The organism is Sphingobacterium tabacisoli, assembly GCF_017908035.1.
Lineage (GTDB): Bacteria > Bacteroidota > Bacteroidia > Sphingobacteriales > Sphingobacteriaceae > Sphingobacterium > Sphingobacterium tabacisoli.
In genome coordinates this window covers 464,513-487,187 of the sequence record NZ_JAEQMU010000001.1, presented here as the reverse complement: position 1 = coordinate 487,187, position 22,675 = coordinate 464,513, and the positions used below count along the sequence as shown (strand labels likewise).

At 43.6% G+C, this 22,675-nt stretch carries 13 protein-coding genes; 6 read left to right on the top strand and 7 right to left on the bottom strand.

The window, feature by feature from the left end:
* Window positions 1–174 precede the first annotated feature (174 nt).
* The 3 genes from JKG64_RS01910 to JKG64_RS01900 all read right to left on the bottom strand — a co-directional run bounded on the left by JKG64_RS01910 (window position 175) and on the right by JKG64_RS01900 (window position 9,685).
* Window positions 175–6,369 (bottom strand): putative Ig domain-containing protein, encoded by a 6,195-nt coding sequence (locus JKG64_RS01910; protein ID WP_210352651.1) that lies wholly within the window; start codon window positions 6,367–6,369, stop codon window positions 175–177.
* Window positions 6,370–6,992: 623 nt separating this feature from the next.
* A complete protein-coding gene (locus tag JKG64_RS01905) occupies window positions 6,993–7,961 on the bottom strand; it encodes a hypothetical protein (RefSeq protein ID WP_210352650.1) in 969 nt (322 codons plus the stop codon).
* 230 nt (window positions 7,962–8,191) lie between these two features.
* Window positions 8,192–9,685, bottom strand: coding sequence for a hypothetical protein (locus JKG64_RS01900; RefSeq protein WP_246512457.1), 1,494 nt, complete (start codon window positions 9,683–9,685; stop codon window positions 8,192–8,194).
* A 405-nt stretch (window positions 9,686–10,090) separates the two neighbouring features.
* Between JKG64_RS01900 and JKG64_RS01895 the strand changes: the two genes are divergently transcribed.
* The 4 genes from JKG64_RS01895 (at window position 10,091) to JKG64_RS01880 (ending at window position 13,014) form a co-directional block, all read left to right on the top strand.
* The gene (locus JKG64_RS01895; protein WP_210352649.1) at window positions 10,091–10,483 is read left to right on the top strand and encodes a hypothetical protein; all 393 of its coding nucleotides are present in this window, start codon (window positions 10,091–10,093) and stop codon (window positions 10,481–10,483) included.
* Window positions 10,484–10,565: 82 nt separating this feature from the next.
* A complete protein-coding gene (locus JKG64_RS01890) occupies window positions 10,566–11,666 on the top strand; it encodes a hypothetical protein (protein ID WP_210352648.1) in 1,101 nt (366 codons plus the stop codon).
* Between the two features lie 122 nt (window positions 11,667–11,788).
* Window positions 11,789–12,409, top strand: a complete 621-nt coding sequence (locus JKG64_RS01885; protein WP_210352647.1) for a hypothetical protein — start codon at window positions 11,789–11,791, stop codon at window positions 12,407–12,409.
* Window positions 12,394–13,014: a hypothetical protein gene (locus JKG64_RS01880; RefSeq protein WP_210352646.1), complete on the top strand. Its 621-nt coding sequence runs from the start codon at window positions 12,394–12,396 to the stop codon at window positions 13,012–13,014. The genes JKG64_RS01885 and JKG64_RS01880 overlap by 16 nt, the downstream gene beginning before the upstream one ends.
* 25 nt (window positions 13,015–13,039) lie before the next feature.
* On the opposite strand, the gene JKG64_RS01875 is transcribed toward JKG64_RS01880, so the two are convergent.
* Entirely contained in the window at window positions 13,040–13,246 is a 207-nt protein-coding gene (locus tag JKG64_RS01875; RefSeq protein WP_210352645.1) for a hypothetical protein, read from the bottom strand.
* 160 nt (window positions 13,247–13,406) lie between these two features.
* Here JKG64_RS01875 and JKG64_RS01870 point away from each other — a divergent pair, with 160 nt between their 5' ends.
* Window positions 13,407–13,853 carry a MauE/DoxX family redox-associated membrane protein gene (locus JKG64_RS01870; RefSeq protein WP_210352644.1) on the top strand — a complete coding sequence of 149 codons (447 nt, stop codon included), beginning with the start codon at window positions 13,407–13,409 and terminating at the stop codon, window positions 13,851–13,853.
* Window positions 13,854–13,936: 83 nt separating this feature from the next.
* Entirely contained in the window at window positions 13,937–14,398 is a 462-nt protein-coding gene (locus JKG64_RS01865) for a hypothetical protein (RefSeq protein ID WP_210352643.1), read from the top strand.
* A gap of 62 nt (window positions 14,399–14,460) precedes the next feature.
* Here JKG64_RS01865 and JKG64_RS01860 read toward each other — a convergent pair whose 3' ends face one another.
* Genes JKG64_RS01860 through JKG64_RS01850 form a run of 3 tightly spaced genes read right to left on the bottom strand, consistent with a single transcriptional unit; the run spans window position 14,461 to window position 22,069 of the window.
* Complete coding sequence (locus JKG64_RS01860) at window positions 14,461–15,828, bottom strand: TlpA family protein disulfide reductase (protein ID WP_210352642.1); 1,368 nt, start codon at window positions 15,826–15,828, stop codon at window positions 14,461–14,463.
* A 20-nt stretch (window positions 15,829–15,848) separates the two neighbouring features.
* On the bottom strand, window positions 15,849–17,225 hold the full coding sequence (locus JKG64_RS01855) for a RagB/SusD family nutrient uptake outer membrane protein (protein ID WP_210352641.1): 1,377 nt from the start codon (window positions 17,223–17,225) through the stop codon (window positions 15,849–15,851).
* Window positions 17,226–17,236: 11 nt separating this feature from the next.
* Complete coding sequence (locus tag JKG64_RS01850) at window positions 17,237–22,069, bottom strand: SusC/RagA family TonB-linked outer membrane protein (protein WP_210352640.1); 4,833 nt, start codon at window positions 22,067–22,069, stop codon at window positions 17,237–17,239.
* Window positions 22,070–22,675: the final 606 nt, after the last annotated feature.

The window sequence follows — 22,675 nt, the reverse complement described above, 5'->3', positions numbered from 1 at the left end:
TATGTAGTTATGTTGTTATCGAGCTTGGTGTCTTCCAGTTTATCGGAATCCTGTTTTTTCATCGGGATTATTTAGTTAAGGAGTTATACAGTTATGGAAGTCATAACCTCCATAACTTTTATAACCTTACAACCTAACTTGTTCACTCGATAACTTGTTCACTCGTTAACTTCTTCACCGCCTAATCACAAAATATCCTTTCTCCCGCTTCCATACGCCATTATCTTTCACATCGACATAATAGAAATACGTGCCATCACGGTGATCTCTACCGAAGAACACCTTATCCCTGTTATCGTAGCCCTCGATCTCTGCCAGTACCGAACCGTTCTTATCAAAGATGGTCACCTTATTGTCCGGATAATCACGGATACCTTCTATAATCAGGAACTCGTTGATACCGTCGCCGTTTGGCGATAATGCCTGATGCACACGTATAGGCAACGGTGCCGAAGCATCATTGGCCACACGTACCGAAACCGTCACCGGACTTGCTGCTTCATAGTTTTCATTGCCGGATTGTGTAGCCGTGATATGCACCGTACCCAGACGGTGAACATGTAATTCTGTTCCCGATACTGTAGCCACCATCGGATCATCCCCGGTCAATGTCACAGGAAGTCCACTGTTACTCTGTACATCCAGAGCGACTTTCCCCGCATCACGTCCTAATACCTCTGGTGTCATAAAGGTGATCGTCTGTTTAGCCTTACGGATCAACAAGGTTGCTGTAAAGGTTTCGCCAAAGTAGTTTGGTGTCTCTGCTATAACCGCTTTCACTTCATAACGACCGGCATTAACCTTATCATTATTTTCATAGACCACCTTTACTCCAGATGGAAGTGTACCACTTAGCCTGATGGACTGAACAGTACCATCGTAGACCAGGTCTTTATCCGGCAGGCTCAGCCCCGACAAAACAGCTTTAGTAATTGTCAGATCAGCACCTGTATAACTGATGTTATAGTTGCCTCCTGCTGCTAGGTCGCCTATTTCAATCCCGTAACGACCGACATTCTCGCCTGTTGCACGTTTTAATCCACCGACCAGTATCGATACATCATCCGTACCTTTAAATCCCGTAGCAACATACGTCAGTGCAGGGTCATTCTCCCCGTACACCTTCTTCTTCGCTTCGGCAGAGACAAACAATGGAGCTTCGGTAACTGTCAACCGTCCCGTCAGACTCTTCGGTGTATACCCCGGTGCCGTCAATTGCACTTCAACAGTCTGACTTCCTGCGTTGGTACGCGAATTATTGGTAAAAACCACATCTGCACCCGCCGGCGGTATCCCCTGCAGCGTCAGTTGCTTAGCCGTACCATCGTAGGTAAAGTTTTGATCCGGCAGATCTACTCCTGTAAACAGTTTCGTAACCACCGTAATAGAAAACGCAGGCAAACTTGCTGTAAGCGTACCATCGGATACCGAAATCACGATTCCCGAGGCCGTACCCACATCAGAATTGCTCGGCGTACCTGTCAGCGTACCAGTAGTCGTATTAAAAGTTGCCCAACTAGGCCTGTTGACTATACTGAAGGTCAAGACATCCCCATCTACGTCATTCGCTGTTGGTGTAAAACTATAGGTCGCATCCTGATCCACCGTAGTAGCAGGCGTACCGATTATCGTTGGTGCATCGTTCACATTCACCACCGTAATAGAAAACGCAGGCAAACTTGCTGTAAGCGTACCATCAGATACCGAGATCACGATTACTGAGGTCGTACCCACATCAGAATTGCGCGGCGCACCTGTCAGCCTACCAGTAGCAGGATCAAAAGTTGCCCAACTAGGCTTGTTGACTATACTGAATGTTAATGCATTCCCATCTACATCATTTGCCGTAGGCGTAAAACTATAGGTCGCATCCTGATCCACCGTAGTAGCAGGCGTACCGATTATCGTTGGTGCATCGTTCACATTCACCACCGTAATAGAAAACGCAGGCAAACTTGCTGTAAGCGTACCATCAGATACCGAGATCACGATTCCTGAGGTCGTACCCACATCCGCATTACGCGGTGTACCTGTCAGCCTACCAGTAGCAGGATCAAAAGTTGCCCAACTAGGCTTGTTGACTATACTGAATGTCAAGACATCCCCATCTACATCATTTGCCGTAGGTGTAAAACTATAGGTCGCATCCTGATCCACTGTAGTAGCAGGCGTACCGGTTATGGTTGGCGCATCGTTCACATTCACCACCGTAATAGAAAACGCTGGCAAACCTGCTGTAAGCGCACCATCGGATACTGAAATCACAATTCCTGAGGTCGTACCCACATCCGCATTGCGCGGTGTACCTTTCAACCTACCAGTAGCAGGATCAAAAGTTGCCCAACTAGGCTTGTTGACTATACTGAATGTCAAGACATCCCCATCTACATCATTTGCCGTAGGCGTAAAACTATAGGTCGCATCCTGATCCACCGTAGTAGCAGGCGTACCGGTTATCGTTGGCGCATCGTTCACATTCACCACCGTAATAGAAAACGCAGGTAAACTTGCTATAAGCTCACCATCGGATACCGATATCACGATTCCTGAGGTCGTACCCACATCCGCATTACGCGGTGTACCTGTCAGCCTACCAGTAGCAGGATCAAAAGTTGCCCAACTAGGCTTGTTGACTATACTGAAGGTCAAGACATCCCCATCTACATCATTTGCCGTAGGCGTAAAACTATAGGTCGCATCCTGATCCACCGTAGTAGCAGGCGTACCGGTTATGGTTGGTGCATCGTTCACATTCACCACCGTAATAGAAAACGCAGGCAAACTTGCTGTAAGCGTACCATCAGATACCGAAATCACGATTCCTGAGGTCGTACCCACATCCGCATTACGCGGTGTACCTGTCAGCCCACCAGTAGCAGGATCAAAAGTTGCCCAACTAGGCTTGTTGACTATACTGAATGTCAAGACATCCCCATCTACATCAGTTGCCGTAGGCGTAAAACTATAGGTCGCATCCTGATCCACCGTAGTAGCAGGAATACCAGCTATCTTCGGTGCATCGTTCACATTCACAACCGTAATAGAAAATGCAGACAAACTTGCTGTAAGCTCACCATCGGATACCGATATCACGATTCCTGAAGTTGTACCCACATCCGCATTACGCGGTGTACCTGTCAACCTACCAGTGGCAGGATCAAAAGTTGCCCAACTAGGCTTATTGACTATACTGAATGTCAAGACATCCCCATCTACATCATTTGCCGTAGGCATAAAACTATAGGTCGCATCCTGATGCACCGTAGTAGCAGGCGTACCGATTATCGTTGGTGCATCGTTCACATTCACCACCGTAATAGAAAACGCAGGCAAACCTGCTGTAAGCTCACCATCGGATACCGAGATCACGATTCCTGAGGTCGTACCCACATCCGCATTACGCGGTGTACCTGTCAACCTACCAGTAGCAGGATCAAAAGTTGCCCAACTAGGCTTGTTGACTATACTGAATGTTAATGCATTCCCATCTACATCATTTGCCGTAGGTGTAAAACTATAGGTCGCATCCTGATCCACTGTAGTAGCAGGAATTCCCGAAATGGTAGGTGCTACGTTTACCTCGTTGACCGTTACCGTAATCACTTCCTCGTCAAATAGCGCACCATCCGACACTCGAATCCTGAAAGTATAAGACCCCGGTCCCTGTGCCTCTGTCGGTGTCCATGTAAAGACACCTGTTGTAGCATCGATGGAAGCCCCAGTAGGCGCACCGATCAGCGAATAGGTCAGTGTGTTTGCAGGCAGATCCGAATCTGTTGCTGTGACTATAAAAGTAAGCAGCGTCTCCTCGTCTACCGTTTTATTACCAATAGCCACTAATACCGGCGCGGTATTCACCTCATTGACCGTTACTGTTATTGTTTCTTCATCAGTCAATACACCATCCGACACCCAAATGCTGAAAGTATAAGACCCCGGTCCTTGTGCTTCTGTCGGCGTCCATTTAAAAACACCTGTTGTTGCATCGATGGAAGCCCCTGTGGGTGCACCGACCAACGAATAAGTTAATGTATTTGTCGGTAGTCCATCATCCGTAGCTGTGACCGTAAAAGTGAGTAAGGTCTCCTCGTCTACCGTTTTATTACCGATAGTAGCTAGTACCGGAGCAGTATTGACGTTTGCCGTTAGTATAAAATCATTGCCTGTACCACCGATATAACTTACTTCCAGTGGAGTAGCGTTTCCTCCGGCTGTCAAAGTCCCCCCTTCTGCCAAACCGGAAAACGCACCCGTTATAGCCCCCGAAGCCTCATTATTTATAATAGTATACGTATCCCCATGTGCGGCGCTGTAGGCATGATTCACAGCTAGTCTTGCACCACCTATATTAACAGTCCCCTTCACTACAAACTGATCGTATCCGGTACTAGCCGTGGTACCATCGATCTTGACTGCCAAGGTTCCATTTGGATCAATCTTCAGATCGCCCTCAATGGTCAGTAGACCTACATTGTCATTGATACCAGTAGCAAGTGTAGCGGCAGCCTGCACAGTGACATTTCCTACCAATTTTCCAATGGCAGCAAGTTTACCTGCCACTACGTTCGTAGCACCCGTATAGCTATTGACACCCGACAAATTCAAAGTACCAGTACCCGATTTAGCCAACGAGCCAGTACCTGACAGTGTGCTGTTGATACGCAATGTACCTGGAGTATTGACAACGTCCAATGTTGTCCCCCCACCGAGCGTTATAGTACTGCCAGAAATAGTCAAACCACTGGCCGCACTAGCATCTATTGTCAAGGACTCGCCGATAGATAGATTTCCTGCCAGTGTTAGTGTCCCGCCAGTGAGATTACTAGTGAATATCAATGTTTGCCTACCTGTTCCATCCGCCGCTGCAATAGCCACAGCTTCGGAAAAACTCACCCCATTGCTCGGGTCGATCACTCCTGTATCTGTCGTATTTGTAATGTAAATAGAGTCCGAAGTCACAGTAACATTAGCTGTTGATGACATCGAACCGTCATTAATCGTAAAACGAATAGAAGCATCGCCCGCAGGTGTATCATTACGATAGCTGACACTCCGTAACACACTATTGACTAAAACTGTATTAGCAGGCGTAGCGCTACCCGTAAAAGTAATATTTAATACACCCCCCATTAATGTAAACGTGGCGAAAGTCTGCCCCCCGACCTGTAGGTTATTGCCACTCACTGTAAAAAGAGCCCCCACGGTATTGAAACTAAAGAAATCCGAAGATACAGCTGTACCGTTGCGCTGCACCGTCAGCGTTGCCCCCGCCCAATTACCATTACCGTTATTCAGCGCTCCAAGCTCAGCATCCACTACAGTGGCATTCCCACTTGCGTCAAGCGTTACTGTACTCCCTACCCCTGGCCAAGCCACAGCATCTCCATTCAGATTAGTAATCGTCGGAGCAGTATTGACGGAACCGATTATTATATTTTTATTTGCTCCCAGTGACCCTGCACTACCAGGAGCTGGCAGTGTCAATATCGCGTTATTCCCGTCACCATCTCTTATGGTACCTCCGTTCAAAGAGAGCGCACTTGTCGAGATATAGTCCAGATCGGGGCTAACATCCCCAGGCTGCACCGTATAGTTGAATGTCAGCGTACTTGTACCGGATCCACTTACGTAATTGATCACCCGATCGGTGACTCCAGTTTCTAACGTTAGAATTGGGATGCCGGTCACATTAACTGACTTATCAAAATTCACTTGTATACTGATTACATCCCCAACTTTATATATTCCATCAGGTGATGAGGAACTCACGTTCGATATAGATGTAGATAATACGATATTAGGATCTTTGACCCAGGTGAAAGCATCCATCGCCGCATACACAAACTCCCCACCTAAAGTAATAACCAATTCGTCAATCACTATATTGCTATAATTCTGCCTGTTAAGATTAGTCATATCAATCTTCGTATAGCCATTATTTATTGATGAGTTGGTCTGAAAACCATCGGTTTTAGTCGTGGAAAACTTCGTGACACCGCTCAATTTCCCTGTTAACGTGAGGGTTCCCTCCGCATTTAAATTATCATTGGCACCTGCTAAATAAATCCAGAAATTATTCGCTTTAAAAAGATTAGAAGTGGTTTTAATACTGAATGATGCATTTCTCTGCACTCCCTCGCTATTATCCACAAATTTATTTTCTGCTGCTGTCCCGTTCCAACCTTTTCCAGGAACCGACGCTACTTTGAAAGTCCCAGCATGAGAGGCGATGTTAAATATAACCCCATTATCCGTGAAGTTAGTGCTTCCAGTACTTTCTGTCTCAAATGACTCGGTACTTGTCTGCGCCTGCATGGCATTCGCGAGAATTGACAAGACTACGACAACAATAAATTTGATTTTATTCATATAGAATTCCCCTTTTTTCGTAAATAGATAATAGTTTGATTAGCGATTATTATATTGTTAAGCCAATCCTGCTTTTCATAAGAGCACAATACTAATATTTTTTTGATAAAATATGCATTTTAGAGGGGGGACAATTGGGGGACAAATTGGGGACAAATGCAAAAAAGTGAGCCTATGAACAATTAGACGCACATTGCGATAGACCAAGATGGATCTATACATCAGCATAAAGTGATATAGAGTATTACAATTCTACTATCATTTCGATGTGCGCTAAGATAACCTCTCAACAGATTGCTTTCCCGAAATAAGTTCCCGATTTTCCCCGATAAGTCGGGGCAGGCAGGGACAGGCGGGAAAGGCACCTCTCTTCTCGCAGTGACGTTGACTTTCATTCGCAATGACGGTTTGTAAACTATCTCGTCTTTGCGAGGTACGAAGCAACCTCTAAGTAAACCAGGGATTGCTTTCCCGAAATATCGGGACAGGCACCCTTCGTTCGCGATGACGTTGACTTTCATTCGCAATGACGGACAGGATCCTTACTCCTTCACTCGATAACTTGCGTAGTGAAACGAAGCCCCGATTTTTTATCGGGAATAACTCGATAACAGGATAACTTCTTACGACCTCACCTCCACGGCCCATTCTTCCCATCCCTGATCCGTAACTGTCGGGATATTATTCAAAAAACCTTTGATATGCTCTGTGCCACTGCGACCTACCCGGAGCAACTCTCTACTATACTTCTCATTGGAATCAAATAGGATATTATCGACGGTCTCGTCAAGGATTATGTTCTTTCGGTCTTCGAGCGGGCGCTGCAGGTACAGCATATTGACACGTACGGCATTATTGATCTGCACGAACCAACAGCCGAGCAGCCATTCCGACAGCATACTGGGCCGGAACCGTGGCAGGAGATACTTCTCGCCATTGGTGAGTACGGCAAAGTAGTTCTGGTTTTCGTAGAGGATGAATACCATATCAAAAACCCGTATTCTGCCCTCTACTACCGATATCGTAGGATCCAACACCTTGCGGAGCTGTTCGAGCAACATATTCGGCAGACGGTACTCGCGCCAGTCGAAAACAGATACTTCCTCCTGTCTAGGGACAACACTCACTTTATCGCCCTTAAAAAGACGGTACTCCGGCCAGTAGTAGAAAAAGAGTGCGGTGAACAATAGCGGTAACAGGAGAAACGGAAAATCCTCCTTCCAGTAATTCGTGTTAAGGACTATATCTTCCACCCCTACCTCACCGTTGGTCGCGATCACTACTCCCACATGTAGCAGCAAACGGTGGATCAGCAGCGGTACTGCAATTGCAAATAGCAGGTAGTTGCCCAATACAATAATTTCTGACTCCTTATCCTTGGGTACTTTAACAGCCACAATGCCATTGTAGAGCTTATTGATGATCCCTACATAAAGAACCATCAGGGCCACCGTGCCCACATATATACTCCAAAATGTCGGACTACCCGTACGCTCGGCAGGGACGAACAACTTGACCGATACATTGATCAGATATGCAGATAGCATACACCATAGCAAAAGCAACAGAATCTTTAGGATGAGTCGTTTCATATCCAGCTTATATCGGTCCGTACTTCGCCGGCGTCCTATCCGCACAGAACAGACTGTACACGAGCGAAATACCAAGTTAACAATTTACCTCCAGATATCCTAAAAAAGTCTTACAATATCCGACAACTTCTGTACAATATTGGAAACTTATCCTCACCCACTACCGATATCCGACAAAATTTCTGGAACAGAATTTTAAATAGAATACCATTCCGTGCAGCCCTTCACCGCTAGCCTTCCCTGTACACTTTCCCAGACCGGATATCAATATAGTAATACACGAATTCTCCGGAATCAGTTTTCACACTAACCAGCCCGTCCGAATTAATAGAGTGATACTCCTGCGATCCGATATACTGTTTGGCTTTATTGTCATAGAGCCTATAAGGACCTTCCTTATCCTTCTGCAGGGCATGGATACCTCTGTCTATATCAAGAACGGAAATATCCTGGTATTCCGGTTTTATCTCCCAGGATTGCGTACGGCTATTCCACAGCCCTTTAGTTCGCACTTCCTGCTGATCTTCGATAGGGATGATATATAGATCCTCCATCCCGCTGTAGGAAGTGATCTTACCGAATTTCCACTTTTCCGTATTTATGGCATCCGGGAAAACCATTTTTCGATCCGGCCACACCAGGTTGCCGACCTGATCCGTTACCTTAAAATTATACGTCTGCTCCAGACGATCTACCACATCCCCATTCGTATCGATATACAACCAGTCGAATGCCCATACCGCATGATCATAATTGAAAACCCCGAGCAGAAAGTAAGGCGAATTATTGATTGAGTATACCAGCCCTGCTTTCTTAATAAAGTCAATCTGGGCCTCGGTCACCTTTCTGAGCGCTTTGGGAAATACCTTATCGTACTGGGGAAAAGCATACATATCTCCCGACCCACCGTCTACCAATAGTTTAGGGACTTCTGGCTCATAACGCTCCTTATTGACCTCTTCCAGCGTTATCATCTCCTCCCCATAGCGGATAGAAAGCGTCTCCGTCCCTTTCAGACCACTGTAGATTGCTTTTTTTCCATCCGCTCCATACAAGGAGAAACCTCCGTTCGAAGTTTTGATAAAGCGTCCATCCTGCAGCATTTCCGTGATGTTATGCTCCGTCTTATGGAGACTGTTCTTTTTGATTTCGTAGAGCGCTCCGTTCCAGTAGATATGCTTATCATCTATAGAAACGAGATTTAAATAGACATGATCATCCAGATACGGGAGGTCCTGCTTCAACAGGATCTGCCCCGATTCCAGGATCCCGATTTCTGTTTTGTGATAGGTCTGTTCTTTCTTCACTCCACCTCCCATAATATTCCAGTCCCATTTCCATACCGGCATTTTCTTGTCGTACTCCTTTTCTTTTTTATAGAAGGTCAGTCCATTGACACTATTCAGGCTGATCTCCGCATCCGAGAAATCGATCACGGTGTTTCCCTTGGCGTCTATAACGCTGTATTCGTAATCGTCATTGACGACAACCGCAAAGCCGGTCGGTGTAAATAAAGATGCCCGTCGGTACTGCCGGTCCGAGATCGGCTTCAGATCCGCTCTATTTACATAGATATACTTATTTTGCTTCGTTAGGAAAGGAACCATATCTGTCATCTTCGTATTTGAATATAAGGGCAACTTGACCTCTTTTTTTTCCTGTGTACAAGCCATCATTGCTGTCAACATGAAAAGGATACCACACACTGCTGTTTTCATATGCATATTTGATCACTTTAATATATACCTCAATGTTACGGAGAACCTTGAGATAAATATATCCCCGATATCGGTGATATTAAAAACTAGCGGTCGCATCTTGCCAGCCCATTTCTTCGAGCTCGGGTATGCTGTTCAAGAACGCTTTTACTTCTTCGGAGAGGTGGCCGCTTACAGTTAGCATAGACTTGTGGTACTGGCCATCCCTTCGCAATAGCTTCTCGGTGGCTTATCTCCGGATATCCTAAAAAAGCCATACAATATCCGACAATTTCTGTACAATATCGGAAAACCCACCCTCACCCACTACCGATATCCGACAAATAGTGCATGATATTAGTTTTTGTCAGCCAAACAGTTGTTTTTTAACCCTTTACTTATTTACTTACTGTCTTATCAAAACCAGACCAGATGAAACAGAATTTTGACAGCGTGGGGATATCCCACATCGAGACCCAGATCCTGAGCTTAACACCGAGCGGACGCCGCATTGAAACCGACTACCTGCGCGCCCAGCCCCTGCAGTGGATCCACGAGCAGTTTGACCTAACAGACAGGCAGTCTGAGCAGCTCCAATCTATGGATAGCCTCTACCTGCAGCGCATCGCCGCAGGCGTAGCCGACAGCTGGGACCGGGGGCGGCTCATCACCTTCTACAAAGAGGAGCCCACCGTACGGCAGGTTGCAGACAAAAGTCCAAAAGACATCATCTTCTCGCGCCAGTCCACCCAGAGCCAGACCTTTGGCCAGGAGCCCGATGAGGCACTGGAACAGGTGGCTATATGGATCAGATATCGATTGTAAACAGAATATCCCCTAATTTCTTGCCGACAAACCGCAAGACATTAGGGGTGAATATTTAGTAATCCCTAAGACGACAGGCGATATGATATCTACAATAACTCCCCTACAGGAGGCAATCGAGCAGCAACTAGTGGCCACAAACCAAGGGCTTCCATGGCCGGAACTCCCTATCGACGAGCTATGCATCCAGGTCTTGTCCGATATGACTGTTCTCTTCCGGCGGATCAATACACCCAAGATGGCCAGTCAGGTTATCAATCAGTGTTATGTCGCCATCAGCGGTTTGCTTGATCAGATATGGTCCACCCCCAGCCTATTTGTCCATTTCAAGGCCATGGAGAAACTCTACTTCCGTTTTGAGCTATCCTTCAGCCTCTATCTACTCGCTGGCAATACACCACCGTTATATCTGCAACAGCAATTGTCCGGAGAGGTAGAAAGGCGTCTGCCTGCTATCTGCAGCAAACTAGCGAAAAAAGAAGTCCCCAAGAGTTATATTCTAGAGCTACAATATGCGTTAAAAAGCCTTTTCAATCCCTGCAAACAACCGTCCTGTAATTATGCACACCTCAGTTACCTTCCACAACTGCTAAATGCGCTCGAAGAAATAGCCCATGACGACCGGGATAAAGCCTGGACTGAACGTTTTATATTCCTGATGATCCGGTTTAACTTTAACTACCCAGGTTTCTTCAACCGCTGGAGCGAAGAGCTCACAGATGCTCTAGAACTGCTAGGTACGGTACGTGAGCGCCAGTTACACCTATTCCGTATTGAGTCTCAGCTCAATCTCAGCTATCACAGCAGCGACCTCTGTTACAATCTGTACCAAGAACCCTTGCTCGAACAGATGCGTCTGTATATCAACGTTATTATCGAAAAACTCGAGCATAGCCCCGATGACATTACGCTCGAAGAAGACACCGCACTATTGACAAGACTCAGCGGGGACGAACTGAATTTCCTTTTCTATTACTTCTACAAAGCCAAGATCTTCGATTATCCCAGTAAACGAGAAGCTGCCAAAGCCTTTTCAACATTTATCTATAGCAAGACGAACCGTAGAATATCCTATAAGACATTAGAGAAATTCGATAAAGCAGCACTGGAAGCATCGGTCAATAAGATGCGGCGCCTATTAACATCCATTATCAAAGCTATTGACGATGATTTCAGGACTTAAGTATGGTATGAATACGGCTCACAGAACCCGAAGACACTTGTAATCAATAAATTAAATCTGTATCTTCATCATTATAGACCGATTAAAAGGCGTACCCAATTAATAAACTACATTATTTTATAATGGAAAAGCATTTAACAAGAATAGCTTCCAGCGTGTACAAATATATATCCCGTATGGAGATCATCCAGCGAACCGCTAAAGAGCTACGGGAGAAAGAACGCGAAGAGAAGAAAAATCTAAATCTCTTCCTTAACAAACTTAACGTGTTAAGAAGACCCCTGTCTGCATACCAAAATGCTGTAAGTCCAATTCTAGATGAAGTTGGGATCAGCATTCGTGTAGAAACCTGGCAACACGACTCGCACATCGCAAGAAATATGGAAAGACCGCAAAGTCTTATCCTATTGGCCATTGCCCCTAACAGAGCGACACAGCGATTGCGATGGCAAAGGTGCAACTTTTTAGCATTCTACGGTGACATTGAAAAAAAAGAGATCCACATTTACCAATATACACAAGAGCCCCATGATGGAAACGAAGAGAGCAAATCCCTAATCTGGGATGAATTGAAGAAATACTCCGTTCACTTAAAAACATATTCAGTCGACCATTTTAACTTTGACACAGCGATACCTCTTATCACAACTTTTTTATCAAGAGAGCTTCATTATCTGTTAGCCAGATTTAATCCAGATCAAATCATGCAATCCATAAATTCAAAACCATGGAAGACCTATTAGCAAATACCGAATCCGTTTTAAAAAAGTATATATCCTGTAAAAAAACGGCCCAGGATAACAAAGAGTATATACCTAGCAAATCTAGAACAACTAAGGTAACACCCGAGTTATTCCAGAAAAAATTCCTTCCTATAGCTGCTCAGATATGGGCATACCGTGATCTTTTACATGCGATAATGAGGAAGGCTGCTATTGATGTCGTTGTAGAGGATATCGAAACCTATTATTCCAATATTTTGCCCGGGCACTTCGAAGATCTCTCTTCTGAGGGCGAAAATTTCATGCTATTCGCTATTGCGGCCAAAAATAGAGATCGAGTCGTCAGTATTAGTAAAGGTAATTTTCTAGCCTTTTGTGGCGATTCCAAAACCAACCGTATCAGTCTATATGAGTACAGAGAGACACGAAGCTCTGACAACTTTAGAACCCTGTACGAAAGACGTAAGAGATTTAGAGAACACGCTCTCCATCTAACAGACGATCACATCGACAAATTCAATTTCGAAGAAATGATACCCTACATCGAGCGCTTTATAAACAATGAGCTCGAATCAATCATTTCGCGAGGCGAAAAAGCTAACGATAGTTACGCCAAAAAGCGCTAGAAACCTCTTTCAAAAAACACTTTTTTTAAAATAAGGGGGTGTACACCCTTTCACACCCCCATGCAGGCCCCTCAAAACCACCCAAAAACTGCGATTGCGCTCCGTAAACCGGGTTTTGAACAAGAAGCCAAATAGCAAAAATAATCACCTTTTTGCCACCCCAGCCCTCCACTACCCCTCTCCATTGGCCAGAAACGGCATTCGCCCCCTCAGATTTCAACCCCTGACTCACCTCCTATTTGGTATACCTTTGATTTTGAAGGCACACGATAGGTAGAAACAGGTGCTTCGTTAGGCAGCTGCCCCGAATCAGTTTCGGGGTAGCCCCCTAGCTGAAACATCACCTTTATCACTCCGACTAAAGTCGGGACAAGCTTAAAAAAACAAAAAGCATGGACGCAGTACAGATACATAAGACTAAAATACAGCTATCAACTGGTATCGCATACCTGTTCTTATTTGTATTTGTCTATACAGCTTTTGAAAAATCGGTAGATTTTCAAACGTTCGTTCAGAGTATGGAACGATATGCATATTTCAAAAGCTGTGCAAAGCCTATTGCAGCTGTAGTGATAGGTTCTGAAATCCTAATTGCCGCATTGCTGCTATTTGAGAGGACACGATTGATAGGACTCTGTGCCTCACTCCTTCTTATGATAGCATTTACAGGGGCATTATATTATATCACGTATGTGCTACATTCTAGTTATTGCAATTGCGGTGGCTTTATCAATACGCTGTCCGCTAGTCAGCATCTTTGGTTCAATGGCCTGCTGATTGCCTTAGCGATTGCAGGCATATATCTGCATCGGTTTAGATCTCAACTTTCAATAAATTAATAACAGTAAATTTTAAAATCATGGAAAAACAACATGTAATCCAAAAAACAATCAATTTTTTCAACAAAAAAACAAACAAGATCATGGAAAAGCAAGATCAAAACATGGTACAAGTGGAAGCCAAATCCACAAACAGATTCGCTAGCTTGGGAACAGCATTAGCGGTCGTATTTTTAGCTTTAGTAGTAAGCTCTTTTACCGTATTGAAAAAAGGCGAAGTCAACTTGGCGCAGACCTGTTTTGAGTATGCGGGCGCGGATAATCCGACGGATGCTCAAGCGACGAACCCAGCAGATTATGCAACGGCAATGCCTAGTATAACCTGTCCTAGTGTTGAAGCAACATTATGTGGAATTTGCTTTGAGAATGGGGACTTTGAGTTGGATGCTAACAATAAGCCTCTTTTCAAAGACCCAATTACCAATGTGCCTACACCATTAGGCGAAGTCGTATTAGCTAACTGGAATAATCTAAGCGTACATAATGCTCCAATTACTGCTTCAAATGGTAAGACTGTAACTTTATCATTTAGAGCTAAGAAGTAATAATCCCAAAAGACAGTTAATAAATCCCTCTTTGATCAATCTTCAAAGAGGGATTTTATCTTTCAATCGAGAACCACAATCATATTTATTTTCTTTGTTCCCTTAACAAGCTTCAGGTTATTTAATTCCAACACCTGCTGAAATTCTTGCAAATCACTTTCTTTTTTCCATTCGTCGTCCCTTGGTACTACAGCACTGAACTTGATCGACGTATCAGCATCAAGAAAGACATAAGGGTAATCCCCTATTGCTCTAAAATAAGAACTCATCAAATTGTTATAGCTCCAATCAATCGTGATTTCTTTAAAATTTAATTCTTTCAATTTTTTCTTTATTTCATCTTCTGAAAGTTTTGTCAGGCTATTTGCTTTTTTTAAATAATAACATGGGATTTCTACCTCCTCTATATTTACCTTACACCCATATCGAATGCCAAAATAGCGATCGAGATCTTCTTTCATATAACTTAGGGCTTGCTCAGTCGTTACCGTTTGTGGAAGCACTTGTTCATAACAATATAAGCTACGGGTTACGTATTCATCGGTTTGATTCACTTTTGATAATAGACGGTCATCATAAAGCGAGGAATCTTTCACCAAAATCTTAAAATAATCCAGGTAAAGATCGGTACCTGTATTTGGTCCATAAACCTTGGATTTCCATTCCTCATCCAAATTTTTCTTTAAAACATATAAATACAAATTAATAAATGTCTGATTGACATAAGTATTTCGAATATTTTTTGAAACCGTATCCTTAACCTGTAGTTGTGCCCCACTCAAAGGGTAATAATCTAGGTTGACTGGTGTAAACATGGAATAAACCTCCGATTTTTTTGTTTTAGAATCGTTAACCATATTTAACAACGTTGGTTCATTGTCTGTTAGGCCATATTTCACTGCCGGTGCTGCTAGAAACGTGATTTTCTTTCCTTCCAGGACCTCTTTAATCTTTTTAGCATGGATATTATAATCAAGATAGCTATCTAATATAAATTCACCGTCTAGATTTAACCAAACGTAATTACCCGCAAACCGATGCGGGAAGAGCTGTGCAAATGCCTGTTCACCTATTATGGAAGGCATGCGCATTAATTCGGGTGCTATGCTTTTTCGCGCTTTTAGCCTGGCATCCACTTCCTCCTGGGTTTCCCGGATATTGACCAGTATAATGATTATTTTATCTCCGAACTCTTTTTGGAGTTTTTCCATTTTAGGAAAGCCAGCAATACAGGAACTACAATAGGTACTCCAAAAATCAAAGAAGACCAACTTTCCTTTAAAATCAGATATTTTAGCTCTAGACATTTTGTGATTTTGAATAGCAAATTCGAAGTCAGGCATCTTATCGCCTATTTGCAAAGCGTTGTATTGGGCATTGACTTGGCCATATAACAGAATTAGCAGAAATATTATAAATATACTTTTCATTTTATCAGTAGTTTAGATTATTAATTATCTCTTGGATTCTGAGGCATTCCCGAGCGGTTGATGACATCATCTGGGATTTGTAACACCCATCTCGGATCATTTGGAGGCAATATGTATTTTTGTCCATTTACATTCCGTTCTAGGTTAATGTTCCGTCCTTCCAGATTAAACCGGCGCAGATCAGACCAGCGTAGCCCACGGTAGACCAATTCCTTTCGGCGTTCCATTAAAATCTTCTCTAAGGCTTCATCAGCAGATACAGTGGTGATTATAGGATAAGCCTCTGTATTATCCCAACGGGCTTTGAGTAAGATATTCAGATCGGCTAGTGCTAAGTCTGTTTTACCGTCTCTTGCATAGCATTCTGCACGATTCAAATACATTTCTCCCGTGGTAATACCGTTAAATATTCCATTGAGAAACTTCTCACTGTCATAACAACCGCTAAACTCAAAATTTCCTACATTAGCTCCCGTCATTGCTTTAAAAAATAGCTTTTTTCTTAGGTCTTTATCGGAATAGGATTGGTAGAGTAAGGTATCAATACGTGCTCTTGGACTATGCAAAACAGTTAACGTATTGGAACAATAGCTATAATAGATAGTCTCTTTATTGAAACGCTTAAACGGAGCGGAGTCCATTTTTATCGTATTATAATCTATTAATTCTGATTGCTGCTTTAAACACAAATCAGCATATTTACCAGCCTGCGCATAGTCACGCATGGATAGATAACAGCGGGAAAGTAAGCCATATACAGCTACTTTGCTCGGTTGCGTCGGAAAATCCGATTGTTGAGGCAGAAGATCTAGCGCTGCTAATAAGTCGGCAATAATCCGGTCATATGTTTCCTGAACAGATGATCGTACCGAGGGAGTTTCAACGGAGGCTGTCGTACGCAAAGGAATCCCTATGTCGGTTTTGGCCGATTCGGCGTAAGGTTTACAGTACAGCTGTGCCAACTGGTAGAAAGCAAAGGCACGATAGAACAGAGCCTGACCTCTAATGCGGTTATATTGGCTCTGGTTTTCAGCTGTCTCTTTAAAATTCTGCAATTGATCCAACACCACATTAGGATAGTATACCATACTGTTATACAACCCATTCCAGGTTCTATTAGACTGAACTTTAGAGTCCCAATGATAAAATAATTTCCCATCTGCTTCGGTGATACCAAACCAAACAGATTCTTCAACATAATAATTGTCTGCTAAAACTTCGGGCATACTGCTGTTTTGAAGATATAAATTACGGAAGTTCATTAAGGCTTGTAAGTCTTCTAAACTGTTAGGTATCGTCAAGTACTTTGCAGGTTTCTCCTCCAGATATTCTTGACAAGAAAGTGCACTAAGAGACAGGGTGATTAGGAGTAGCCTAATCAATATGATTTTTTTCATGATAGTATGATTTAAAATTGAATATTACACCCCATTGTCCAAACCTTAGAAGAAGGGTAAGTTTGGTATTGCGATGGATATGAAAGATCTGGATCCAGTCCTTTTTTATTAGCACGCCACAGGATAATATTCAAATTGCTCGCATTCAGGAAAAACTGGACCGACTGAATGGGTAACCTAGGCAATGTTTCCTTGTTGATAACATATTGCAAGCGTACATCACGCAAACGTATATGGTCAGCGCGATGTACATTCACCTCAGTATTAGCATAAAAAGAATCCCGGTTACCATCGGCAGGATAGTTCATGGAAGGGATAGTAGTACTATTTTCATCGCCAGGTTGTTGCCAGCGTTTATAGTAATCAGCCTGTCCAATGCGGCTTTGCCCGAATAATGTACTATATTGAATAGTATTCGCTCTAAAGTAATAATCCAATTGATAGGCTATATTGGCAGATAAACTAATATTTTTCCAACTGAACGTATTATTCAGGTGCCCATAGACCAATGGCATACTGGAACCATGAAAGATCTGGTTCTGGATGGAGTCATTACCAATAGCCCGATAATCTTTGGATAGTTCTCCATTTAGGTAGCCTTGCGGATCTCCATTGAGCGGATCTAATCCACCCCATTTATAACTCGATAATCCATAGGCGATCTGTCCCTCTGTAGGGTTTATCATGTAGCTTATAAAGTCACTTGCCCGATAACCGTTATCGGCAAATTTAGTTACGATAGACTTGACATAAGAGAATCCAAACCCGGTAGTCCAGTTGAATGTCCCTTGTACATTTTTGCTCTGCAAATTGAACTCGGTACCGTTGGTCTTTAAACTAGCGGAATTGACCTGTAGTCTTTCAATACCCGTAGTTGGATCAATGGGCATATTTGCAATAAGGTCTATCGACTTTTTATGAAAGTAATCGATATTACCCGATAAGCGATTATTTAATAGACTAAAATCAAGACCAGTATTGATAGTTTTAATTTCTTCCCAGCGTAGTGTTGGGTTTGGTGGTGTTTGAATATTAGCACTAAATAAACCTGTCATTTCTTCAGGAGTTTGTATTCGAAAGATAGTCATTAACCCCGTAATTGGCACCGTATTACCCATATAGCCAAAGGATCCTCTAGCCTTCAAGGAATTCACCCAAGAAGAATCGAAAAATTCTTCATTAGCTATATTCCAGTTCGCTCCTATCGACCACATCGGCTTCCACTTGTTATTGGTTGTCGCACCAAAGAAATTAGTACCATCGCGACGCGCACTCCCGTATATAGTATAGAGATTCTTATAGCTGTACGAGGCATTGGCTAATAAAGAAACGAATCGACTAGTATTTCCCGAAGATACGCTGCTACTCAAAGGCAGCCTCCCTGTTGTGCCGGCAATACGCTGGAATATAGGGTACAACACATTGTAGTTCAAATCCCTCTTGTATGTCTCATACTCATCATCGTAGCCTAAAAAAGTATTGACCCGTTTGCTACTTACCGATTCTGACTTTTCGGCCACCAGCATAGCAGATAGACTATGGTTATTCCAACTTTTGGCATAATCTAACTGCCCCCGTATCTGTTCACTTTTTGTTTCTAGATCATATAGGTTGAGAATAGCGCCCATAGGCATTTCACTCTTGGCAACTCCCCCATTGATCGCGGTAAAACGATTGATCAAATCACGTACATAATACGTCTCTTGGCTACGAAGTTCTTTTTGAAAACCGTTCTGTGTGCGATAATTATAACGTACAGCAGCTGTTAAGCCATCAATGATACGATATCGAGCACCTATATCTACATTGATAGTCTTGTTTTTGCTATTATTATCTGATAGGCGTATTTCATCGAGAGGGCGGTATTGCCAGTCTAGCAGCTTGCCATTGCCTGCAGTATCCAAATAGCTCACCCGGTATTGATAACTGGCAGGCAATGGTTTACCATCAGCATCCGCGAGCGCTTCGTAAGGAATGCTAGAGAAAATAGGTAGCGCGGCGGCAGGGCTTGTAGCACTGGTAAAAAACAAACCTGTATTTACCTCCAGGTTTGTTAAAGGCTTAAAGCCATAGTTTGCTTTTAGGGTATAATCTTTGCCCGCTTCGGTATGCTGTATATTCGATTTCTTGTGATTATAACCAAAAGACAGTGCATAATTGGCATTAGCCGATCCCCCATTCATGCCCAGGTAATGTTGCTGCTGTATGTCATTTCGGTAGACGTAGCGGTCGAGATCTCTACGGATATCATTACTTTTCAGAGCATCGATCTGCGCATCCGCAGTAGCTTGATCAATCTGATTCAATTTAAGACGGTTTAGTATCTCTACGACAGGAGAAACAACAGGTCTATTGGTATTATTGTTCAATGTTGCACTGTAGTGGTCTTTGTCAAACAGATAGCGTTCTATATCTATAACATCTGCAATTTCAATCCGATCGTACGCATACAGATCCGGCTTTTCGGTAATACCGATATTGGAGCTCGCCGAAAAATTAAGCTTTTCATTGTATTTTCCTTTCTTGGTTGTGATAACAATAACCCCATTTCCGGCACGTGCCCCCCAGATAGAGGCTGCGGCAGCATCTTTTAAGACCGAAATATCCAAGACATCGTTCGGATTGATGCTGTTGATATCAAAACGATTATCCATAGGGAAATTATCGACCACTATTAATGGCACATGTACCCCAAGTCCTGCAATAGCATACAGAGTACTCAAGCCGCGGATACTAGGTTCTTTGGTCGCTTCCCTTGGAAAAAGTACCCCGGTTACATTCGCTTTCAATCTTTCAATGATTCCCTTTCCGGCCTGATTGTGAAAGGTGGTACTATCCAGTTTGGAGGCAGCGCCTACAAAGCGTTCGGGGCTGATATGCTGATAACCCGTAGAGACCACCTCGACTTCGTCTATTTCCCTGCTACCGCCCTGTAGCTGTATCTTTAAAAAAGTAGTTGTATTATCATAAGCAACACTTTGCTCTTTAAAACCTATATATTTAATTACTAGCGTCCCATGTGATCTATCTACAGCGATACTAAATGTACCTTTTGCATCTGTCCGCACTGTCTTTTTACCATTTGTGACAGTCGCTCCTTCGATGATCGACCCGTCGGCAGCCGAGCGTACTTCCCCAATGAGTACTGACCTCGACTGCTCCTGAGCGACCGCCTGTGTAAACACAAGCGAACTAAACAACACACACAATATCATTAAACACGCTGATAGCCATACTCTCCCGTCACTGCGAGCTTGTCGAAGCAGTCTACTCAAAAGATTGCTTCTCTCCATTTCATTCCGATTTCCGACAGATCGGAACGCAGCGCAATGACGTACGGCTTTATTTAAGCCCTTCTCCTGCTTTATTTTCTCATCAACGAGCATAGACTCCACTTTGCCTCTAAACTCCTCACAGAGCTCCCGAAAACCCTTTAAAATAAAACATTTATCCCGTAGCTCTTCCACCACCTCCCCGTCATTGCGAATTCTGTTTCCGTCATTTACTACCCTCCCGTCATTGCGCGTTGGAGGAACGACAACAAAGCAATCTCCTTCTCTTTCACTACGCCACTTTCTTGTCTTATCCTTAGTCCGCTCTAGGCTCGTTGGTAGTTCATCCTTAGTTGTTTGGTAGTTCATTCCTAGTTCAACCCTAGTTATAGCCTGTGTTAAGGCTAGTTCAACCTTAGTTCGGCCCCCCTCCGCTTCGACAACTGTTCGAGAGCCCTTCGACTGTCCTTCGACAGCGCTTCGAGACGTGTTCGAGACTTCTTCGACACTCCTTCGGGTGCTGTTCGACTCGCCTTCGAGTGGGCTTCGACTCGCTCTCGAACAGGACTCGAACAACGGCCGAACAACAGTCGAACCTGTCTGCACCGTGGTACGAGCCAATCTCGAAGCCATACCGAACCAACCTGCTACCCTAGCCGAAGCATCCTTGGTGTATGCCCTAAGTATTATCCAAGTATGCGCTAAGTAGTAACAGTGTATTAGGAGTGTATTAAAAGACCATACACTTCCCTTACTTATTCCCTGCTTATTCTCTGCCTGTTCTTCGCTACTTCTCCGCTCTTTCTTTGGGCTTGCCTTGGGCTTCGTTTGGTATTTGTTTGCCTGTTCTCTGCTTGTTCTTTGCCTATCCGTTGCCTGTTCTTTGCCTATTCTCTGCCTATCCCTTGCCTTGGAGGCAACGAAATAACGAGCAGAAGGTGATAAATAAGCAGACAAAGTTCCTCCTTGGTACCTACCAGGACCTAACCACGTTCTACTTTTCTCCGATGGCGCTTCGATGGCGCTCCGATGAGTCTGTGATGGCCCTCCGATGAATGATCGGAGCCACGTCACGGCACGATCACGCAATGATCGAAGCGAGGTAAAACCAAAGTAGAACAAAGGTAGAACCTGGGCAGAACTAAGTTGGTAGTCTTGATACCCTACAGGTTCCTGACCAGATCCATACCTGCTCCGTACCAGCTTCGGAGTTTCATCAGCTTCGGAACACGTTTTCATCACGTTTTGATCGAGGATTCTCGATGCCGAGGTGTTAAAAAGGTATTGAAAAGGTGATGAATGGGTGATGTACGACCGAAGCAAAGGCGAAGCCTGTACGAAGGTGGTAAGAAGACTTCCCCTGTCTTCGTCATTGCTCCCTAACTCCGGCTCGTCATTGCGAGGATCAGCCATTAGGCTGAGACGAAGCAATCTTAATTCATAATTCTGTAATACCGGGCGACCAGAAAGGACATGATAACTTGATAACTCGTTAACACGATCATCCGCCAGTAGTCGGACACGGCTCTGTCCACAGAACATTCCTTCCCCACCCCTATTAAAATTTGTCATTTTTAAGGTTATTTAAAGCAACACAAAACCACAATCGGGACTCTGCCCAACAGCTATTTATGCGTTACTGATTCACGATAAAAAAAGAATTCCCAAGCGCCACTTTTCGTGAATATAATTGGTCTTTTTACGCTGGTAATATGACACTTAGGAAAAATAAAAATACAAGAACCGATCATCATATATTGTATATAACAATAGTACCCCGTACAAAACTATTTGTACCAATAGAAACTAATACCTACCTTTAAGGTTCGAGAATAAAGATGCGATATCGCTCTATTATACAACTTTTTGCGAGAGGTATGACAGATCGGTAGCAGACAAGATAACAACAGGCATTTTTTATGCGATTGTTGTGGAGCAAGAAGTGCATATTGTAAAATATGATATCAACTCCCCTTGTCTGTTTACAGTTATGGCAGGTTTATTCTGGTGGCGAAATGATGTTCTTTATAAGCAATGAAAGGGAAAACCAATGACTGCGATCTCGGATCGAGCTTAAAGGTTTCTTTTGGATGGTTAAATAAATCGTTCTCATAATATTTTAGTTTATGTAGAACGAGAGACGGTGAAAGTAAAAAAGAGCAATGCCCTACTGTACTT